Annotated in this window: 13 protein-coding genes; 7 read left to right on the top strand and 6 right to left on the bottom strand. The window is 58.9% G+C overall.

The window, feature by feature from the left end; all coding sequences use genetic code 11:
• Positions 1-66 precede the first annotated feature (66 nt).
• From cysK to ACI77H_RS11520, 3 genes are all read left to right on the top strand, one after another.
• Positions 67-1,041 (top strand): cysteine synthase A, encoded by a 975-nt coding sequence (cysK, locus tag ACI77H_RS11530; protein ID WP_150634641.1) that lies wholly within the window; start codon positions 67-69, stop codon positions 1,039-1,041.
• A gap of 224 nt (positions 1,042-1,265) precedes the next feature.
• Positions 1,266-2,204 (top strand): aspartyl/asparaginyl beta-hydroxylase domain-containing protein, encoded by a 939-nt coding sequence (locus ACI77H_RS11525; protein ID WP_407012025.1) that lies wholly within the window; start codon positions 1,266-1,268, stop codon positions 2,202-2,204.
• A 472-nt stretch (positions 2,205-2,676) separates the two neighbouring features.
• Positions 2,677-3,540 carry a DMT family transporter gene (locus tag ACI77H_RS11520; protein WP_407012024.1) on the top strand — a complete coding sequence of 288 codons (864 nt, stop codon included), beginning with the start codon at positions 2,677-2,679 and terminating at the stop codon, positions 3,538-3,540.
• A 144-nt stretch (positions 3,541-3,684) separates the two neighbouring features.
• Here ACI77H_RS11520 and ACI77H_RS11515 read toward each other — a convergent pair whose 3' ends face one another.
• The 4 genes from ACI77H_RS11515 to ACI77H_RS11500 form a co-directional block, all read right to left on the bottom strand.
• On the bottom strand, positions 3,685-4,647 hold the full coding sequence (locus ACI77H_RS11515; protein WP_407012023.1) for a LysR family transcriptional regulator: 963 nt from the start codon (positions 4,645-4,647) through the stop codon (positions 3,685-3,687).
• 23 nt (positions 4,648-4,670) lie between these two features.
• Positions 4,671-5,588 carry a DMT family transporter gene (locus ACI77H_RS11510; RefSeq protein ID WP_407012022.1) on the bottom strand — a complete coding sequence of 306 codons (918 nt, stop codon included), beginning with the start codon at positions 5,586-5,588 and terminating at the stop codon, positions 4,671-4,673.
• 175 nt (positions 5,589-5,763) lie between these two features.
• Positions 5,764-6,183 (bottom strand): hypothetical protein, encoded by a 420-nt coding sequence (locus tag ACI77H_RS11505; protein ID WP_407012021.1) that lies wholly within the window; start codon positions 6,181-6,183, stop codon positions 5,764-5,766.
• Positions 6,164-7,618 carry a polymorphic toxin type 44 domain-containing protein gene (locus ACI77H_RS11500; RefSeq protein WP_407012020.1) on the bottom strand — a complete coding sequence of 485 codons (1,455 nt, stop codon included), beginning with the start codon at positions 7,616-7,618 and terminating at the stop codon, positions 6,164-6,166. Before ACI77H_RS11500 ends, ACI77H_RS11505 begins: the two co-directional genes overlap by 20 nt.
• Positions 7,619-7,896: 278 nt before the next feature.
• Here ACI77H_RS11500 and aceK point away from each other — a divergent pair, with 278 nt between their 5' ends.
• From aceK to ACI77H_RS11485, 3 genes are all read left to right on the top strand, one after another.
• Positions 7,897-9,615 carry a bifunctional isocitrate dehydrogenase kinase/phosphatase gene (aceK, locus tag ACI77H_RS11495; RefSeq protein ID WP_407012019.1) on the top strand — a complete coding sequence of 573 codons (1,719 nt, stop codon included), beginning with the start codon at positions 7,897-7,899 and terminating at the stop codon, positions 9,613-9,615.
• Between the two features lie 187 nt (positions 9,616-9,802).
• A complete protein-coding gene (hrpA, locus tag ACI77H_RS11490) occupies positions 9,803-13,714 on the top strand; it encodes an ATP-dependent RNA helicase HrpA (RefSeq protein WP_407012018.1) in 3,912 nt (1,303 codons plus the stop codon).
• Between the two features lie 337 nt (positions 13,715-14,051).
• Positions 14,052-15,173, top strand: coding sequence for a beta-ketoacyl-ACP synthase III (locus ACI77H_RS11485; protein ID WP_407012017.1), 1,122 nt, complete (start codon positions 14,052-14,054; stop codon positions 15,171-15,173).
• A gap of 162 nt (positions 15,174-15,335) precedes the next feature.
• On the opposite strand, the gene ACI77H_RS11480 is transcribed toward ACI77H_RS11485, so the two are convergent.
• Positions 15,336-16,652, bottom strand: a complete 1,317-nt coding sequence (locus ACI77H_RS11480) for a putative porin (RefSeq protein WP_407012016.1) — start codon at positions 16,650-16,652, stop codon at positions 15,336-15,338.
• A gap of 284 nt (positions 16,653-16,936) precedes the next feature.
• Between ACI77H_RS11480 and ACI77H_RS11475 the strand changes: the two genes are divergently transcribed.
• Positions 16,937-18,061 (top strand): GNAT family N-acetyltransferase, encoded by a 1,125-nt coding sequence (locus ACI77H_RS11475; protein ID WP_407012015.1) that lies wholly within the window; start codon positions 16,937-16,939, stop codon positions 18,059-18,061.
• Positions 18,062-18,076: 15 nt separating this feature from the next.
• On the opposite strand, the gene aqpZ is transcribed toward ACI77H_RS11475, so the two are convergent.
• Positions 18,077-18,772: an aquaporin Z gene (aqpZ, locus tag ACI77H_RS11470; protein WP_407012014.1), complete on the bottom strand. Its 696-nt coding sequence runs from the start codon at positions 18,770-18,772 to the stop codon at positions 18,077-18,079.
• Between the last annotated feature and the right edge of the window lie 16 nt (positions 18,773-18,788).

Raw genomic sequence — 18,788 nt, 5'->3', positions numbered from 1 at the left:
ACTGGACGACCACGGGCAACAGGCATACCGTGGAGCGCTAATTCAACGCTGCATAAGGACCCAGCCATGAGCCGTATTTTCGCTGACAACGCCCATTCCATCGGCAATACGCCGCTGGTGCAGATCAACCGCATTGCGCCGCGCGGTGTGACCATCCTGGCCAAGATCGAGGGGCGCAACCCGGGTTACTCGGTGAAGTGCCGGATTGGCGCGAACATGATCTGGGACGCCGAAAGCACCGGCAAACTCAAGCCTGGCATGACCATCGTCGAACCCACCTCCGGCAACACCGGCATTGGCCTGGCGTTTGTCGCCGCCGCACGGGGTTACAAGTTGATGCTGACCATGCCGGCGTCCATGAGCATCGAACGGCGCAAAGTGCTCAAGGCGTTGGGCGCCGAGCTGGTGCTGACCGAGCCGGCCAAGGGCATGAAAGGCGCAATCGAAAAGGCCGCTGAAATAGTTGCCAGCGACCCGTCCCTCTACTTCATGCCGGCACAATTCGAAAACCCGGCCAACCCGGCCATCCACGAAAAAACCACCGGCCCGGAAATCTGGAACGACACCGACGGTGCTGTCGATGTGCTGGTGGCCGGCGTCGGAACAGGCGGAACCATTACCGGCGTTTCGCGGTATATCAAGAATACTCAAGGCAAACCGATTCTCTCGGTGGCGGTGGAGCCGGTGGTGTCGCCGGTGATCACGCAAGCGCTGGCCGGTGACGAGATCAAACCGAGCCCTCACAAGATCCAGGGCATTGGCGCCGGGTTTGTGCCGAAAAACCTCGATCTGTCGATGGTGGACCGGGTTGAGCTGGTCACCGATGACGAATCCAAGGCGATGGCGTTGCGCTTGATGCAGGAGGAAGGGATTTTGTGCGGCATCTCTTGCGGGGCTGCCATGGCCGTGGCCGTGCGCCTGGCCGAAACACCGGAAATGCAGGGCAAGACCATCGTGGTGATTCTGCCGGACTCCGGTGAGCGTTACCTGTCGAGCATGCTCTTCAGTGATCTGTTTACCGAGCAGGAGAATCAGCAGTAATCGATCAAACCTGTGATGTTCCGATGGTGATCCCGATTGGGGGGGCTGATCCAGGTCAGCCCCCATTCAGGTGCCCTATGTTAAGAAGTACGTTGTTGCACATCCCTTAACAGTGAATGTTGAGAAAAGCGGGTTTTTCCCGAGGCCGGTAGTGTTTATCATGGCCGGCTGCCACGTCGGGTAAATGGCGTCGTGCAGAGTTGTTAATCCTCAAGGAGTTGTAGATGACCTTTTCCTTTGCCGCGAAGGCGTCGCTGTTGCTGCTGTTCCTCGGCAGCACTCTCTATGTGCACTTGCGCGGCAAGGCGCGTTTGCCGGTCTTGCGTCAGTTCGTCAACCATTCCGCTCTTTTCGCACCGTACAACGCCCTGATGTACCTGTTCTCCAGCGTGCCGTCCAAACCCTATCTGGATCGCAGCAAGTTCCCGGAACTTGATGTGCTCAGGGACAATTGGCAAGTCATCCGTGACGAAGCCATGCACCTGTTTGACGAGGGCTACATTCGCGCTGCCGAAAAGAACAACGACGCCGGTTTCGGCTCGTTCTTCAAGAAAGGCTGGAAGCGTTTCTACCTCAAGTGGTACGACAAACCCCTGCCATCGGCCGAAGCGCTGTGTCCGAAAACCGTGGCCCTGGTCAGCAGCATTCCCAACGTCAAAGGCGCCATGTTCGCCTTGCTGCCGGGTGGCAGTCATCTCAACCCGCACCGTGATCCGTTCGCCGGTTCCCTGCGCTATCACTTGGGATTGTCGACGCCCAATTCCGATGATTGCCGCATCTTCGTCGACGGTCAGGTTTACGCCTGGCGTGATGGTGAAGATGTGATGTTCGATGAAACCTACGTGCACTGGGTCAAGAACGAAACCGAGAAGACTCGGGTCATTCTGTTCTGCGACATTGAGCGTCCGTTGAGCAACCGCGTCATGACCCGCCTCAACCGCTGGATCAGCGGCCTGCTCGGTCGCGCCACGGCGCCGCAGAACCTCGATGATGAACGTGTCGGCGGGATCAACCGCGCCTATGCGTGGAGCAAGAACTCCAGCGACAAGGTCAGCGGCGTGGTCAAGCAGTGGAAGCGCCGCCATCCTAAAGCCTACCGCGTGTTGCGGCCGGTGCTGGCAGTGGTGGTGTTGACGTTGTTGGGGTATTGGTTGTTTGGGTGATTCGCTTTCCAGATGAAAAAAACCGCTCTTTTTGGAGCGGTTTTTTTTGCCAATAAATCCAAAGTGCCCGGTGAGTGCGTCAGGTTTTTCGCCTTGAATGACCGTCGCGGCTGTTGTTGTCCAAGTTATTGCAATTTATGTCGCCCGCTGGTTATAGTCGGCGCTCGGTAATTTCCAACCTACCGTCCACCTCACCAAAAAAGATCAGCCCATGCCAGCTTCCCTCATCAACGCGGTAGTCGATTCAGCGGTCCACGCTGGCGTCGTGCCGTGCGGGAATCAGCAGCCTGCGCAGATCAGTCATTACCCCCCACCTGTCTGTAGCACGCCGGTGTACGCAGTCGTATCACCGCCGGGCGTTGGCGTTTCGGGCTGATCAGCTTCTGTTTGCTGTGACCCGTGCCAGCCTGAAAAAACTACTGAATTTCAGCTTCGGCTGAGTTGGCTTTTTGCCTGACTACAGGTGGTCTTGATGTTTGTCCTTTCGAAAAAATCCGCGCTCGCGGCGGCGTCCACGAGCCTGTTCGTTCTGCTGTGGAGCAGCGGGGCGATCTTCTCCAAATGGGGGCTCGCCCACGCGTCGCCCTTCGCTTTTCTGCTGATTCGCTTTGCCATCGCTCTGTGTGGGTTGGTGCTGCTGGTGCCATTGCTCAAGCTGAAATTGCCCAAACGTGGCAAACCGATGCTGTATGCAATGGCCACGGGTGTGGTGTTGTTGGGGGCGTATCAGATTTTCTATCTGCTGGCCCTGGACCTGAAAGTTACGCCGGGGGTGATGGCCACGATCATGGGCGTGCAGCCGATTCTCACGGTGGTGATCATGGAGCGACAGCGCTCAGCCAGCCGAATGTTCGGTCTGACCCTGGGCCTGGCCGGTCTGGTCATGGTGGTTTACCAGGGCATCGGCTTGGCCGGCATGTCATTGGCCGGGATGCTTTTCGGTTTGTTGGCGTTGGCGAGCATGACGTTCGGTTCGATCATGCAGAAACGCATCACGGAAAATCCCCTCGGTACGCTGCCGGTGCAGTACCTCGCGGGGTTGTTGCTGTGCGGAATCTTTGTGCCGTTCCAGCCGTTTCACTTCGAACACAGCAGCGGCTTTATCGTGCCGGTGTTGTGGATGGGGCTGGTGGTGTCGGTGCTGGCGACGTTGTTGCTGTATCGGCTGATCGCCCGGGGCAACCTGGTGAACGTCACCAGTCTGTTTTACCTGGTGCCGGCGGTGACTGCGGTGATGGACTATCTGTTTTTCGGCAACAAACTGGCGACGTTAAGCATGCTCGGCATGCTGTTGATCATTGTCGGACTGGTGTTTGTGTTCCGTAAAACCGGGTAAAGCGCCCCGCCTGGTTGTACACGTTCTACTGTAGGAGCTGCGATGCGGCGACCCGACTTGCCAGCGATGGCGTTATCAGGTGCGATGCAAGGCTCATTGGTCCCATCGCCAGCAAGCTGGCTCCTACAGAGTTTGCGTTAATGTCTATTTGCTCAGCGCATGCTCCGCCCGCACCGAATTCATGAACGCCTGCATCGCCGACGACTGAATGCGATGACGCCGGGTAATCAACCCATACGGCGGCAGCCGTGCTTCAAACTTGATCGGCAATACCGCCAGCAAATCCCGTCCCGGATAATCCTCGACCACCGATACCGGCGTGACGCCGAGCATGTCGGTCTGCTGAATCAACGAGAGCAAGGTCATGATCGACGTGGTTTCAACGATGCTGCTGGGGATGTCGACCCGCGCATTGTGGAACACCTGATTGATGATCGCGCGCATCGGACTTGGTTGCTGTTGCAGCACCCAGGTCATGTTCTGCAACTCCGCCCAGCTCAGGTTTTTCTCCTTCGCCAACGGGTTCTGCGCGCCGGCAATCACGCATAACGCCTCCTCGCCGAGGCTGTCGAACAGCAATTCTTCGGCCCGTGCACCGGCCGGAATCCGTCCCAGAACGATGTCCAGTTGATCCTGCAACAGCGCCTGTACCAGTACGTCGCTGGTGTCGACCTGAATGCTCATCGACAACCGAGGATGGCTTTGTTTCAAGGTGGCGATGGTGCGGGTCAACAGCCCTGAAGCCAACGCCGGAATCGCGCCGACTGCGACGCGCCCAAGGTTGCCGGATTCCAGTGCGACCAGCTCTTCACGCATGCCGCTCAGTTCAGCAAACACCATGCGTGCGTAGTAAATGACGGTTTCGCCGAACGGGGTGGAGCGCATGCCCCGAGGCAAGCGTTCGAAGAGCTCGACGCCGAGCAAGTCCTCGGCCTCGTGCAGCATCTTGGTCGCGGCCGGTTGGGTCATGCCGATGTGATCGGCGGCGCGGCGCAATGAGCCGAATTCCTGCAACGCCAGCATCAACCGCAGTTGGCGCAGACGCAGTCGACTGTGGATCACATTGGCATCAGGAATTCGGGCATCGCCGTGCTCGCGAAAAAACACTGTGGCAATCCTGAAAATAAATGTCAGGCGTTGCCAGCATTGCTGTGTCCAATCTTCTTCACCACCGAAGTCTTCAACACCAACCACAACGCCGCCGCAATCAACACCCCGCCATAAATGTGCGCCATCGACAACGGCTCATCCAGCAACAACGCGCCCCACAATACCCCGAACGGCGGAATCAGGAACGTCGTTGTCATCGATTTCAACGGCCCGATCGAGCTGAGCAAGCGGAAGTAAACGATGTACGCAAACGCCGTGCAGCCCAGCCCCAACCCCAGCAACGACAGCCACACATTCCAGCCGCCCCAGCTCGCCGGTGGCTGGCTGATCACGCTGTAGCCGAACAGCGGCAACAGGAACAAGGTCGCCCCGAGCATGCTGCCCAGTGCCGAAAGACGACTGTCGAGCCCCCCGGCCTGATCGAGCCAGCGGCGGGCGAGGAATCCGGCGAAGCCATAACAGGTGGTGGCGAGCAAGCAGGCGAGGGCGCCCATCAACAGCGTCCAATCGAACGCCACCGGACCGGCGCGGGTCAGGATGCCAACGCCGAACAAGCCGAGGAACACCCCGCCCAGCTTGGCCGCGGTGAGTCGTTCACTGAAGAACAGGCCGCCGATCAACACGCCCATCAATGGCGTGGTGGCGTTGAAGATGGCCGAGTAACCGGCCGGCAACACTAGGGCCGCCACGGAATAGAGGGTCGCGGGAATCCCGGAGTTGATCACCCCGAGCAGCATCACGGTTTTCAGCTTGCCCTTGAAATCCCAGCTGATACGCATCAGCCCGAGAATCACCAGCAACCCCAGCGCCGCAATCGACACGCGGAAAAACGCCGTGGGAATCGAGCCGATCACCGGGGCAATGATGCGCATGAACAGGAAACTCGCACCCCAGATGGCTGCCAGCGACAGTAAACGAACAGTATCGACGGGGCTCACGGCGCACTCCTTCCTTGATGGGGACGAGAGTGTTGCCGAGAGCTCTGGTGTTCGCAACCGCTAACTGGGCATCGAAATCACAAGGTCGATATTTCGGTGCATTTTTGGTCAGCGTCCGTTTGGAAAGCTGATTATGTTTCGCGAAATCTCACTCTCGTCTGGTAGCGATCGTAGCTTAAAGATTGAAAGGGTCAGTCTCACCCTTGCATTGCTTTAGCCGAGCAATAACCTCAGGGGCAGTTTTAGCTATGTCGATCCTACCTGCTTGATCGAGATAGACGTCTATCGTCATGCCCCATTTGGGCGTGATATCGATGCACCTCTGAAAACCTTTGTCAGTCCACCAATCGAACCTCATAAAAAAATTTTCATCAGGGAATATGTAGCCGAACTCAACCGCTGAACCGCCATGCTTAATATCACCTCTATGGATTCTGTTCTTAGTGTTCCAAACGTATTGGAATTCTTCCTTACCATTTGGTGAAAAATTGACCGCTACGACCGGAGAGGCTAGATACAAAAATGCCGGTGGAAGGATAACGAGAATAAGTAGTACCCAGCGCCCGTATCGGACGTTAGGTTTGTTTACATGCATGTATTTTGACTCCCTTTCCCCACGCGTCGGGTGTTACTGCTAACACTTCGTCCATGATTATTTTGGCGGTCACGCCTCCATCAGGATGTTGGCGATACAGCTTCACGCCAATGCTGATTGATATTCGGTCGGGAACATCATCCCAGGCCCTTAGGCCATCCATATCTGCTGACCGATTTGGGCCGGGCAGTTCCCATTGTTCCTTAGGTTTTTTTGCTACCTCTAAAACCTTCCTTTTAGCATCTGAAATTATCTGCTCAGCCCCGGCACCATCCAATAAAACGCTTTCGGAAAGGCCACCGGCCATGCCCACATATCCATAATGAATGTTCGACCAAATATCGTAGTAGTACGCGTACTTACCGTGCTTGTGCCAAACGTTTTCGTCGTACATCGCTAGAAGTTTTGGCTTGTGATCCCATTCCTGATCCTGGCCAACTTTTCGCGTCCAGATCGCTGCGGCTGCAACTTTCTTCGCTTTTGCAATGCCGGCGAAGTCAGGTGAGCCGTTCATACGAGCAGGCCATGGTAGCTGCGCAAATTCTTTCGCCGCCGAGTTGTGATCGTAGTCAATCAGCTGTCTCATCTCCAAAACAGCGGGATCATGGATGTTTCGATTCATCTCCCCAGCAATGTAACCCGCCACATCTTCCATCATGTCAGGATGAGGGCAGGACTGTGCAATGCAAAAGGAAATGTAGAACGGCGGGATTTCGGTGTTCGGAAACCAAATCACCATGTCTTGGTAATCCGGCGGAAAGACCGGCTTACCGAGGATTTTTTTGGCAGTTTCCGTCGGCGGGTACACCCAAACCGGCGGCAACGGCTGCGTATCTTTCACCATCGGCATGGGCGCTGCGGTGGCGGGTGCCCAGGTCAACTTGACGCCTTGTCCTAATTCAACGACAAAGCGTTCTCCCACAGCGGTCGCCGCAATGACGGGCACGTTTTCCCAATCCTTGTTTTTGCCGGTATAGAAGCCATAAGCGCGAACCGAATCATCCGCGAGTCGCTCGACATGGAGTCGCACGCGGGTCTTGGCGGTCGTGAGCGTTGTGTATTGATCGAGGGTATACAGCGCGCAGTCGGTTGAGGTCAGGTTTGACACGAGCACAAGGGCGAGAATATCCAGATTCGCCGGCTCGGCTGTCAAAGTCCCGCCAAGGCGTCCGGTCAGGGCCGTGGCGCTGCTGGAGCCACCGATCCATGCCAGCGCTGCGTTGGCCGAGCCGCTGCCGAGTACAGCGAAGGAGCCATATTGCGTCAGTAACTCCATGGGAATGAACCCGCTGGGGCTGCTGTGATTGATTACGCCTTCTGGCAACCCGCAGGATTTGGCGAATACACAGCCTCGAATTCCCGGCTTGGCGAGTGGTGGTTGGGGTGTTGCATTACGTCGGGCTTCATCGCGAGCCTGAGCTAGTTCGTAGCGCAAACTGTCCGCTTCTTGGCGGCGTATTTCGTCCTGGGTCGGTCTACGGGCGCGGCGGCATTGGGGGCAATCACACATGATAAAAGCGTCCGTACTTTATTTAAAAAAAAGCACACGCTAGCGGCGAGTTCAATCGTCGGCTGTAGGGCTATTCCGAAATTACGTACTCCGCTTTCCTGTTTTGTCTGGCCGCTGTGTCTCATCGAAAGTAAATTCCACTTCTCCTTTACCCGCTTCACTGGCTAAGCTCAGGCCTTCCGAATTCCCGCAGAGGTCTCACCATGCCGCAGCAATGGCCAGCCGCCGACATCGCCCGAATGATCCTCGATGGCTTTGACGATTACCGCGAGCATTTCCGGCAGATCACCGACGGCGCCCGGGCGCGCTTCGAGCAGGCCAAGTGGCAGGAGGCGCAAGTCGCCTCCGCGGCGCGGATCAACCTCTACGAAGAGAAAGTCAGCGAAACGGTCGACCGGCTGCGCATCGCGTTCGACGCCGACACGCTGGATGTCAGCTGCTGGCCGCTGGTCAAAAGCGCCTACATCAGCCTGATCGACCTGCGTTTCGACGATGAGTTGTCCGAGACCTGGTACAACTCGATCTTCTGTGGGCTGTTCAGCCACGACCTGATCAGCGATGGCTGCATGTTCATCCACACCACCCGGCCAAGCCTGCGCCGGGCCCGTGCCGCGCAAACCCGCACCTACAAGCCCCAGGGCAAGCTGTCCGACATGCTGGCGAGCATTTTTGCCGACTACCGTTTCAGCGAGGATTACGCCGACCTGGCGGGCGATCTGCACCGCCTCGAAGCGCAGCTGCGCGAGAACCTGCCGGATTGGGTGTGCAAGGACCCGGAACTGAGCGTCGAGCTGTTTTCCTCGGTGCTCTACCGCAACAAGGGCGCTTACCTGGTCGGGCGCATCTACACCACCGACGAGCAATGGCCGCTGGCGATTCCGCTGCTGCACCTTGAGGGCCGTGGGATTCAGATCGATGCGTTGATCACCGATGAAGCGGACGTGTCGATCATCTTCTCGTTCACCCGTTCCTACTTCATGGTCGATGTGCCGGTGCCGGCGGAATTCATCGGTTTCCTGCGGCGGATCCTGCCGGGCAAACACATCGCCGAGCTGTACACCTCGATCGGTTTCTACAAACACGGCAAATCCGAATTTTACCGGGCGCTGATCAACCACCTGGCCAACACCGACGACCAGTTCATCATGGCCCCCGGCGTGCGCGGCATGGTCATGAGCGTGTTTACCCTGCCGGGGTTCAACACCGTGTTCAAAATCATCAAGGACCGTTTCTCACCGTCGAAGAACGTCGACCGCGCGACGGTGATCGAGAAGTACCGGCTGGTGAAAAGCGTCGACCGCGTCGGGCGCATGGCCGATACCCAGGAATTCGCCGATTTCCGCTTTCCGTTGAGCAAGTTCGAACCGGCGTGTCTGGACGAATTGCTGGATGTCGCCGCGTCCACGGTGTCGGTGGAGGGCGATACCGTGTTGATCCGCCACTGTTGGACCGAACGGCGGATGACGCCGTTGAACCTGTACCTGGAAAATGCCAACGACGATCAGGTGCGCGAGGCGCTGGAGGATTACGGGTTGGCGATCAAGCAACTGGCGGCGGCGAATATTTTCCCTGGCGACATGCTGCTGAAAAACTTCGGCGTCACCCGGCACGGTCGCGTGGTGTTTTATGACTACGACGAGATCTGCTTTCTGACCGAAGCCAACTTCCGCCACATCCCGCAGCCGCGCACGCCGGAAGATGAGATGGCGTCCGAACCGTGGTATTCGATCGGGCCGCTGGATGTGTTCCCCGAGGAATTCCCGCCGTTTCTGTTTGCCGATTCCGCGCAGCGGCGCTTGTTCGATCAGTTGCATGGCGAGTTGTACAACGCCGATTACTGGAAAAGCCTGCAAGAGGCGATTCGTGCCGGCAAAGTGATCGACGTGTTCCCGTATCGGCGCAAGGGCCTCGATAACGAATAACGCTGTGTGGGCGACCCCGGACCGGTAGGAGCCCGGCTTGCCGGCGATAGCGATCTCACGGACGCCATCGCCGGCAAGCCGGGCTCCTACCGGTCCGTGGTCCGTCGAAATATCGCAGCGCTCATTTATGCCGCCAAATCTGCGACAATCCGCCCCCTGCGCCACTAGACGACTTATTGCGTACCTGATGACTGACGAATCGCCTTCACTCGACAAACTGCTGAAAAACCTCGATCACGCCATGCTCGCCGACCGCCACCGGCTGCGGCGGCAGTTGCTTGAGCTGCGCAAGAAACCCGACGAGGCCAAGCTCGCCCAGTGGGTGACGCGCATGCAGGCGTCCTGTGATCAGGTGTTGGCGCGGCGCGCCAGCCTGCCGGTGATTCGTTACGACGACAGCCTGCCAATCGCCGCCAAGCGCGATGAAATCAAGGAAGCGCTGCTCAAGCATCAGGTGCTGATCATCGCCGGTGAAACCGGTTCGGGCAAAACCACCCAGTTACCGAAGATCTGCCTGGAAATCGGTCGTGGTCAGCACGGTCTGATCGGCCACACCCAGCCGCGTCGAATTGCGGCGCGCAGCGTGGCGAGCCGGGTTGCCGAAGAACTGGCGACGCCATTGGGCGCGTTGGTCGGCTATCAGGTGCGGTTCGAGGACCAAAGCGATTCCAACACCCTGATCAAACTGATGACCGACGGTATCCTGCTGGCGGAAACCCAGAACGACCGCTACCTCGAGCGCTACGACACGATCATCGTCGACGAAGCCCACGAACGCAGCCTGAACATCGACTTCCTGCTCGGTTACCTGAAAACCCTGCTGCCCCGTCGTCCGGACCTGAAAGTCATCATTACCTCGGCGACCATCGACCTGGAGCGCTTCTCCAAGCACTTCGACGATGCGCCGATTGTCGAAGTCTCCGGCCGCACCTTCCCGGTGGAAACCTGGTACCGACCGCTGACCCTGGAGCAGGATGAAGAGGGCAACCGCGTCGAGGATGATTTGACCGTGGATCAGGCGATCCTCGCGACCCTCGACGAAATCGCCGCGTTCGAACGCAGCGAGCGCAAGAGCCCCGGCGACGTGCTGGTGTTCCTGCCCGGCGAGCGTGAGATTCGCGACGCCGCCGACATGCTGCGCAAGGCGCAACTCAAGCACACCGAAATCCTGCCGTTGTACGCACGCTTGTCGCCGGCCGAGCAGCAGCGGATTTTCCAGTCGCACCCGGGGCGTCGCGTGGTGCTGGCGACCAACGTCGCCGAAACGTCGCTGACCGTGCCGGGCATTCGTTACGTGATCGACAGCGGCACCGCGCGCATCAGCCGTTACAGCTATCGCGCCAAGGTTCAGCGCCTGCCCATCGAAGCGATTTCCCAGGCCAGCGCCAACCAGCGTAAAGGTCGATGCGGTCGGGTCGAGCCGGGTATTTGCATCCGCCTGTACGGCGAAGAAGATTTCATCGGGCGTCCGGAATTTACCGACCCGGAAATCCTGCGAACCAATCTCGCGGCGGTGATTTTGCAGATGCTGCACCTGCGCCTCGGCGAGATCACCGATTTCCCGTTTATCGAGCCGCCGGATGGCAAGGCCATCAGCGACGGTTTCAACCTGCTGCAAGAGCTGTCGGCAGTGGACCGCAACAGCCAACTGACGCCGCTCGGCCGCCAATTGGCGCGCCTGCCGGTGGACCCGCGCATGGGCCGCATGTTGCTGGAAGCGGCGAAACTCGGCAGCTTGCAGGAAGTGCTGATCGTCGCCAGTGCAATGTCGATTCAAGACCCGCGCGAGCGTCCGCCGGAGCGTCAGCAAGCGGCGGATCAGGCGCACGCCCAATGGAAGGACGTGGACTCGGATTTCGCCGGGCTGGTCAATCTGTGGCGTGGTTTCGAAGAACAGCGCCAGGCGTTGACCGCCAGTCCGCTGCGTAACTGGTGCCGCAAGAATTTCCTCAACTACCTGCGGTTGCGCGAGTGGCGCGATTCGCACCGTCAGTTGAGCCTGATCTGCCGCGACATGCAGCTGAGCCTCAATAAAGAGCCGGCGGATTACCCCAAACTGCACAAAGCCGTGCTCTCGGGCCTGCTCAGTCAGATCGGGCAGAAAGCCGATGAAGGCGATTACCTCGGCGCCCGCCAGCGGCGCTTCTGGATTCACCCGTCATCGGGCCTGGGCAAAAAGCGTCCGCAATGGCTGATGACCGCAGAATTGGTGGAAACCACCAAGCTCTACGCGCGCATGGTCGCCAAGATCGACGCCGACTGGATCGAGCCGCTCGCCGGGCACCTGATCAAGAAAAACCACTTCGAACCCCATTGGGAAAAGAAGCGCGGGCAGGTCGTGGCGTTCGAGCAGATCACGTTGTTCGGGCTGATCGTGGTCGGTCGCCGGCCGGTGCATTACGGGCCGATCGACCCGGTGGTGTCCCGTGAGTTTTTCATTCGTGAAGGCCTGGTGCGCGGCGAGATTCAATCCAAAGCCAAGTGCCTGACGGCCAACCAGCAACTGCTGGAACAGCTCGACGAGCTGGAAGCCAAGGCCCGCCGTCGCGACATTCTGGCCGACGAGGAAACCCTGTTCGCCTTCTACGATGCGCGGCTGCCGGCGGAGATTCACCAGACTGCGACCTTCGACAGCTGGTATCGGGTCAACAGCCAGAAAGACCCGCAACTGCTGATCATGCGCGAAGAAGACGTGCTGGCTCGCGAGGCCAGCGAAGTCACTGCGTTGCATTACCCGGACACCTTGCACATCGGTGATCTGGAGCTGTCATTGAGTTACCACTTCGAACCGAACCACCCGCGTGACGGCGTGACGCTGCGGGTGCCGGCGCCGCTGTTGCCGATGCTGCCGCCGGAACGCCTGGAGTGGCTGGTGCCCGGTGTAATCGAAGCCAAGTGCATTGCCTTGGTGCGCAACCTGCCCAAGGCGCTGCGCAAAAACTTCGTGCCGGTGCCGGATTTCGTCAGGGCTGCGTTGCAGCGCATGACCTTTGCCGAGGGCTCGTTGCCTCAAGCGTTGGGTCGCGAGTTGCTGCGCATGACCGGAGCGCGAGTCAGCGATGAAGCCTGGGCGGAAGCGGCGCAGCAGGTCGACAATCACCTGCGGATGAACCTGGAAATCGTCGATGGCCAGGGCAAGTTCCTTGGCGAAGGGCGGGATCTGGCGGAACTCACCGCGCGATTCGCAGAGGCCAGTCAGGCCGCATTGGCCGTCCCGCAAACGGCGAAAAGTCAGCAACCGGTGGAGGCGAAAGTCTTCGCCGCCGTGGCGCAAAAGACCCAACAGAAGATTGCCGGGCTGTCGATGACGGTGTATCCGGCGCTGGTCGAAGAGGCCGGCACGGTCAAGGAAGGACGGTTCTCGACGCCGGCCGAAGCCGAGTTCCAGCATCGCCGCGCGTTGCAGCGCTTGCTGATGCAACAACTGGCGGAGCCGGCGAAGTTCCTGCGTGGCAAGTTGCCGGGCCTGACCGAGCTGGGTTTGATGTACCGCGACATGGGGCGCGTCGACAGTCTGGTGGAAGACATTCTGCTGGCCAGTCTCGACAGTTGTATCCTCGACGGCGAAGACCCGTTACCGCGTGATGGCGCCGGATTGGCGGCGCTGGCCGAGCGCAAACGTGGCGGCTGGACCGAACATGCCGAGCGTCTGGCGAAGCTGACCCTGGAGATTCTCAAGCTCTGGCACGGCCTGCAGAAACGCTTTAAGGGCAAGATCGATCTGGCGCAGGCTGTGGCGCTGAATGACATCAAACAGCAGCTCAGTCATCTGGTGTATCCGGGTTTCGTCCGCGAAACGCCGATGCCGTGGCTCAAGGAACTGCCGCGATACCTGAAAGCCATCGAGCAGCGCTTCGAGAAATTGGCTGCGCAGGTGCAGAAGGATCGGGTCTGGAGTGGTGAGTTGTCCGGTCTCTGGACTCAATACCAGACCCGCGCCAACAAACACGCTCAGGAAGGCAAGCGAGATCCGCAGCTTGAGCTGTATCGCTGGTGGCTGGAGGAATACCGGGTTTCGCTGTTTGCCCAACAGCTGGGGACGAAGGTGCCGATCTCGGACAAACGCCTGAACAAGCAGTGGACTCAGGTCGAGCCTTGACAATGACCTTGTACGAGCCGGCTTGCCGGCGATGGCGATTTCAAAGACGCCATCGTCGGAGCGCCGCCCGCAGCAAGCTGGCTCCTGCGCGTTCGTCATACCCCATCCGTCAATTCCAGAATCGTAAGGTCCCTTAGCTCGCCAATAGGGCCAAACCCCAATGTTTATGGCAAACTTCGCGCCTATAAACGCCGGCCCCGCGGTTTTGAGCCTCTTAAGGTTCGGGCGGAACGGAATAAAGCGATGCCAGGTTTGATTCCTCTGACGGGAATAGACCCTTTGTGTGTTGGTACGTCGGTACCAACACTTTCTGCCTGAACAGATTAGAGAAACGACCATGCATAACGTCGTCATCAGCGGCACCGGCCTGTACACCCCGGCCAACAGCATTTCCAACGAAGAGCTGGTGCAGTCTTTCAACGCTTACGTCGCGCTGTTCAACGCCGACAACGCCGACGCCATCGCCCGTGGTGAAGTCGAGGCATTGACCGAATCGAGCGCCGCGTTTATCGAAAAAGCGTCCGGCATCAAAAGCCGTTTCGTCATGGACAAGGACGGCATTCTCGACCCGCAACGCATGGCGCCACGCCTGCCGGAGCGCTCGAACGACGAGTGGTCGGTGCTTTGCCAAATGGCCATCGGTGCGGCCGAACAAGCCTTGCAGCGTGCCGGCAAAACCGCGGCGGACATCGACGGTGTCATCGTCGCTTGCTCCAACCTGCAACGCGCCTACCCGGCCATCGCCATCGAAGTTCAGGAAGCGCTGGGCATCCAGGGTTTCGGTTTCGACATGAACGTCGCCTGCTCCTCGGCGACCTTCGGCATTCAAGCGGCGGCCAACAGCGTGCAACTGGGCCAGGCCCGGGCAGTGCTGATGGTCAACCCGGAAGTCTGCACCGGTCACCTGAACTTCCGTGACCGTGACAGCCACTTCATCTTCGGCGACGCGGCCACCGCGGTGATCATCGAACGCGCCGACCTGGCAACGTCCAAGTACCAGTTCGACGTGGTCAGCACCAAGCTGCTGACCAAGTTCTCCAACAACATCCGCAACAACTTCGGCTTCCTCAACCGCGCGGCGCCAGAGGGCATCGGCGCCAAGGACAAACTGTTCGTGCAGGAAGGCCGCAAGGTGTTCAAGGAAGTCTGCCCGATGGTTGCCGAGCTGATCGGCGCGCACCTGGAAGAGAACCAGCTCAACGTCGGCGACGTGAAGCGCTTCTGGCTGCACCAGGCCAACCTCAGCATGAACCACTTGATCGTGAAGAAACTGCTGGGCCGCGAAGCCACTGAAGTAGAAGCCCCGGTGATTCTCGACACCTACGCCAACACCAGCTCTGCGGGCTCGGTGATTGCGTTCCATAAGAATCAGGATGATCTGGCGGCGGGTTCGCTGGCGGTGCTGAGCTCGTTCGGCGCCGGTTACTCGATTGGCAGCGTGATTCTGCGCAAGCGTTGAGTTGTCGCGGTAAATGAAAAGATCGCAGCCTGCGAAGGCTGCGATCTTTTTTTTGCATAAAAAAACTCGCGCTGCTGTATCGGACGGATGATGGGGACCGATACCGCAACGCGAGTTTGTAAAATCAGCTTGGGCTTCCTTGCCCGAACTGTGTAGCAGGGATCAGAACTTGGCTTCGGCATCCAGTTGCAGGGTGTTGATTTTCGAGTCCCGCAGAGTGGCGTTGGTATAGTCGGATTTCGCCATGAAGTACGTCGCGCCCAGGGTGAAGTTCTTGTCCAGCTCGTAGTTAACTTTCAACTTGCTGCCGCGCGAACCGGTGAAACCGTTGGCGAAGTCAGAGTCGGTGAAAGCGCCGACCACGGCGTTACGTTGTACGTCGCGGTAGTTGTAGTCCACGCCGAAGCCGTAGAACTTGGTTTTCACACCGGCCAACCAGCCAGTGTCCTGATCGTTGCTGGCGTCTTTGTTGTTGACGATCTGACCGTACAACGACAGCGGCACTGCCAGGCCGCCGATGTCGAGCTGACCAAAGCCTTCGTACAACTTGAACTGCTCGTTCGGGGTGTTGCCGTTGGTGGCCAGTACCGATGGAATGCTGGTGCCACCGGCGGTGATGTCGTCGTCGTTGTCGTAGCCGTAGACGCTGCCACCCAAAGTCAGTTTCAGGTTGTCGGTGATGGCGAAGCGTGCGCCCAACTGGCCAGCGTACAGACGCAGGTCGTGTTTGAACTGCACGCCGTCGCCGTCGACGTTGTCCTTGAGGGTGTAGTGGCCGGCGCTACCGAATAGCTCCGCGCTGGAGCCCAGTGGGTATTTGTAAGCCAGGGACAGACCTTCCGGGCTGATGTCGCTATCCCAGATTATGTCGCCCATGCTCACCCATTGCTGCGGCATCTTGCCGCCAACGATGTGCAGGTTCTTGGCGAAGTCGGGGTGGTAGTCGACGTAACCCTGGTCCAGCCATATCGACTTCTTGTCGAAGTAGTTGTCCAGACTCTGGTTGGTGGAACGAGCGTCGTCGTTGTTGCCGGTGGCGATGCGGATACCGGTGTCGACTTGCGGGTTGATTTCGGTATAGGCACCCAGGCGGGCACGAACGCGCTGGCGATCCTGGTCTTTGTTGTTTGAAACACCGTCGTTCTTGACCGTTTCCTGGCGGAAACGCACGTCACCCTTGAACTGGGTCTTGGCAGCCCACGCCAGCTTCTGGTCGAAGGTGCTCAGTGCTTCGGTTTTCTTCGCGGTGGCCGCGATCTGCTCGTTGGTCTCTTGTTGAGCCTGACGGGCGATTTGCTGTTCTTTCTGATCCCGTGCCAGTTCGGCTTGCAGTTCGTTGTACTGCGCATTGTTAATCGAACCGTTAGCCTTCAGCATGTCGAGCAGTTTGGCGTCGACTGCGGCGCTGGCCGGAACACTCATGGCCAGCAGCAGACCACCACACAGAGCCGCCGCAGTTTTCGTGGAAGCAAGACGCATATCAATCTCCGAAGATGAATGGGATGACTGAGCCATCCGGGGCACAACCGACCGCAAAGGGACGGAAAACAGTGGCCGAGTGCTATAACCCGGCGCTCTAAAAACAGGCGCCAGTATCGCGATGGTTTATGACAAAGCAGTGGCAAAGTGATGGCGGGTAGATGACGATACAAAGGACCAAGGAACTTTCTATTCCGGGCCCTGTCGGCGGATCGTGAGTGTGGATTGCGCCTCGATAGGCGATACTCGCGAGGCTTTTATGCCAAGAAGTGGAGAGGGAAGTGATGCCGCTGCAACGTCTGGAACGCCTGTCCGCAATACCGCCGCACACCTGGGATGCCCTGGTGCCGCAAACCCAGCCGTTTCTGCGCCATGCCTTTCTCAGTGCACTGGAAGACAGTGGCAGCGTCGGCGCGCATTCCGGTTGGCAGCCCGAGCATTTGTTGCACATGGATGGGGACCGATTGATTGCCGCGCTGCCCAGTTACCGTAAATGGCATTCCTATGGCGAGTACGTGTTCGATCACGCCTGGGCCGATGCCTGCGAGCGTGCCGGCATCGACTATTACCCCAAACTGTTAACCGCCGTGCCGTTCAGCCCGGTCAGCGGGCCGCGCTTGCTGGCGGCCTCGGTCGAGGACGGTTTCGAACTGCTGAAGAGTTTGCCGGGCTACCTCGAAATCGAAGAACTCTCCAGCGCGCACATCAATTTCACCGATCCGTTCACCGACGCAGCGCTGTCCGAACAACCCGGCTGGTTGCAGCGCATTGGCTGTCAGTACCACTGGCAAAATCGCGGCTATCGGGATTTTCAGGATTTCCTCGACGTCCTCAGTTCGCGCAAACGCAAGCAGATGCGTAAAGAGCGCGAGCAAGTGGCGGGGCAGGGCTTTGATTTCGAATGGCTGGAAGGTCGGCAACTGGATCAGGCGCAGTGGGATTTCGTTTACGCCTGTTACGCCAATACCTACGCCGTGCGCAGGCAAAGGCCTTATCTGACGCGAGAGTTTTTCAGTCTGTTGGCCGAACGCATGCCGGAATCGATTCGCGTGGTCCTGGCCAAACAGGGCTCACGGCCGGTGGCCATGGCCTTCAGCCTGGTGGGTGGCGACAGTTTTTATGGCCGTTACTGGGGCTGTCTGGCGGAGTTCGATCGTCTGCACTTCGAGACGTGTTTCTATCAAGGGATGGACTACGCGATTGCCAACGGCTTTCAGCGTTTCGATGCCGGTGCTCAGGGTGAGCACAAACTGATTCGTGGGTTTGAACCGGTGATCACCCACTCCTGGCACTACTTGCGCCATCCCGGCCTGAAAGCCGCCGTCAAAGACTTCCTTCATCAGGAGCGTCTCGGCGTACTGGCCTATGCCGAGGAAGCGAGGACTGCCTTGCCTTATCGACAAGGCTGATCCTCGTCCGAAGGGTCAAGTGCCTTCCTTGCCCAGCCATCGATAGGTCACACCGCCGACCACCGCACCCAGCAGCGGCGCGACCCAGAACATCCACAATTGCGCGATCGCCCAACCGCCGACGATCAGGGCCGGGCCGGTACTGCGGGCCGGGTTGACCGAGGTGTTGGTGACGGGAATCGAGATCAGGTGGATCAGCGTCAGGGCCAGGCCGATGGCGATCGGCGCGAGCCCGGCGGGTGCACGTTTGTCGGTGGCGCCGAGGATGATCAGCACAAACATCGCCGTCATCACCAGCTCACAGACAAAGCCTGCAGCCATCGAGTATTTACCGGGGGAGTGTTCGCCGTAGCCGTTGGAGGCCAGGCCGGCGGAGAGGTCGAAGCCTTCCTTGCCGCTGGCGATGTAGTAGATCAACGCGGCGGCAATAACCCCGCCGATGACCTGGGCGATGATGTAGGCGGGCAGTTCTTTGGCCGGGAACCGCCCCCCCACGAACAAACCCACCGATACGGCGGGGTTGAGATGGCAACCGGAGATATGGCCGATGGCGAACGCCATGGTCAGCACGGTGAGACCAAAGGCGATGGCGACACCGAGTACCCCGATCCCAAGCGGAGAAGACGCGGCCAGAACCGCACTGCCGCAACCCCCCAACACCAGCCAGAACGTACCTAACAACTCAGTGACTGAACGTTTGAACAGAGACATGAGAGCGTCCTTGATA

It is taken from the genome of Pseudomonas sp. O230 (assembly GCF_045447035.1).
Lineage (GTDB): Bacteria > Pseudomonadota > Gammaproteobacteria > Pseudomonadales > Pseudomonadaceae > Aquipseudomonas.
This window is presented reverse-complemented; position numbering and strand designations above follow the sequence as displayed.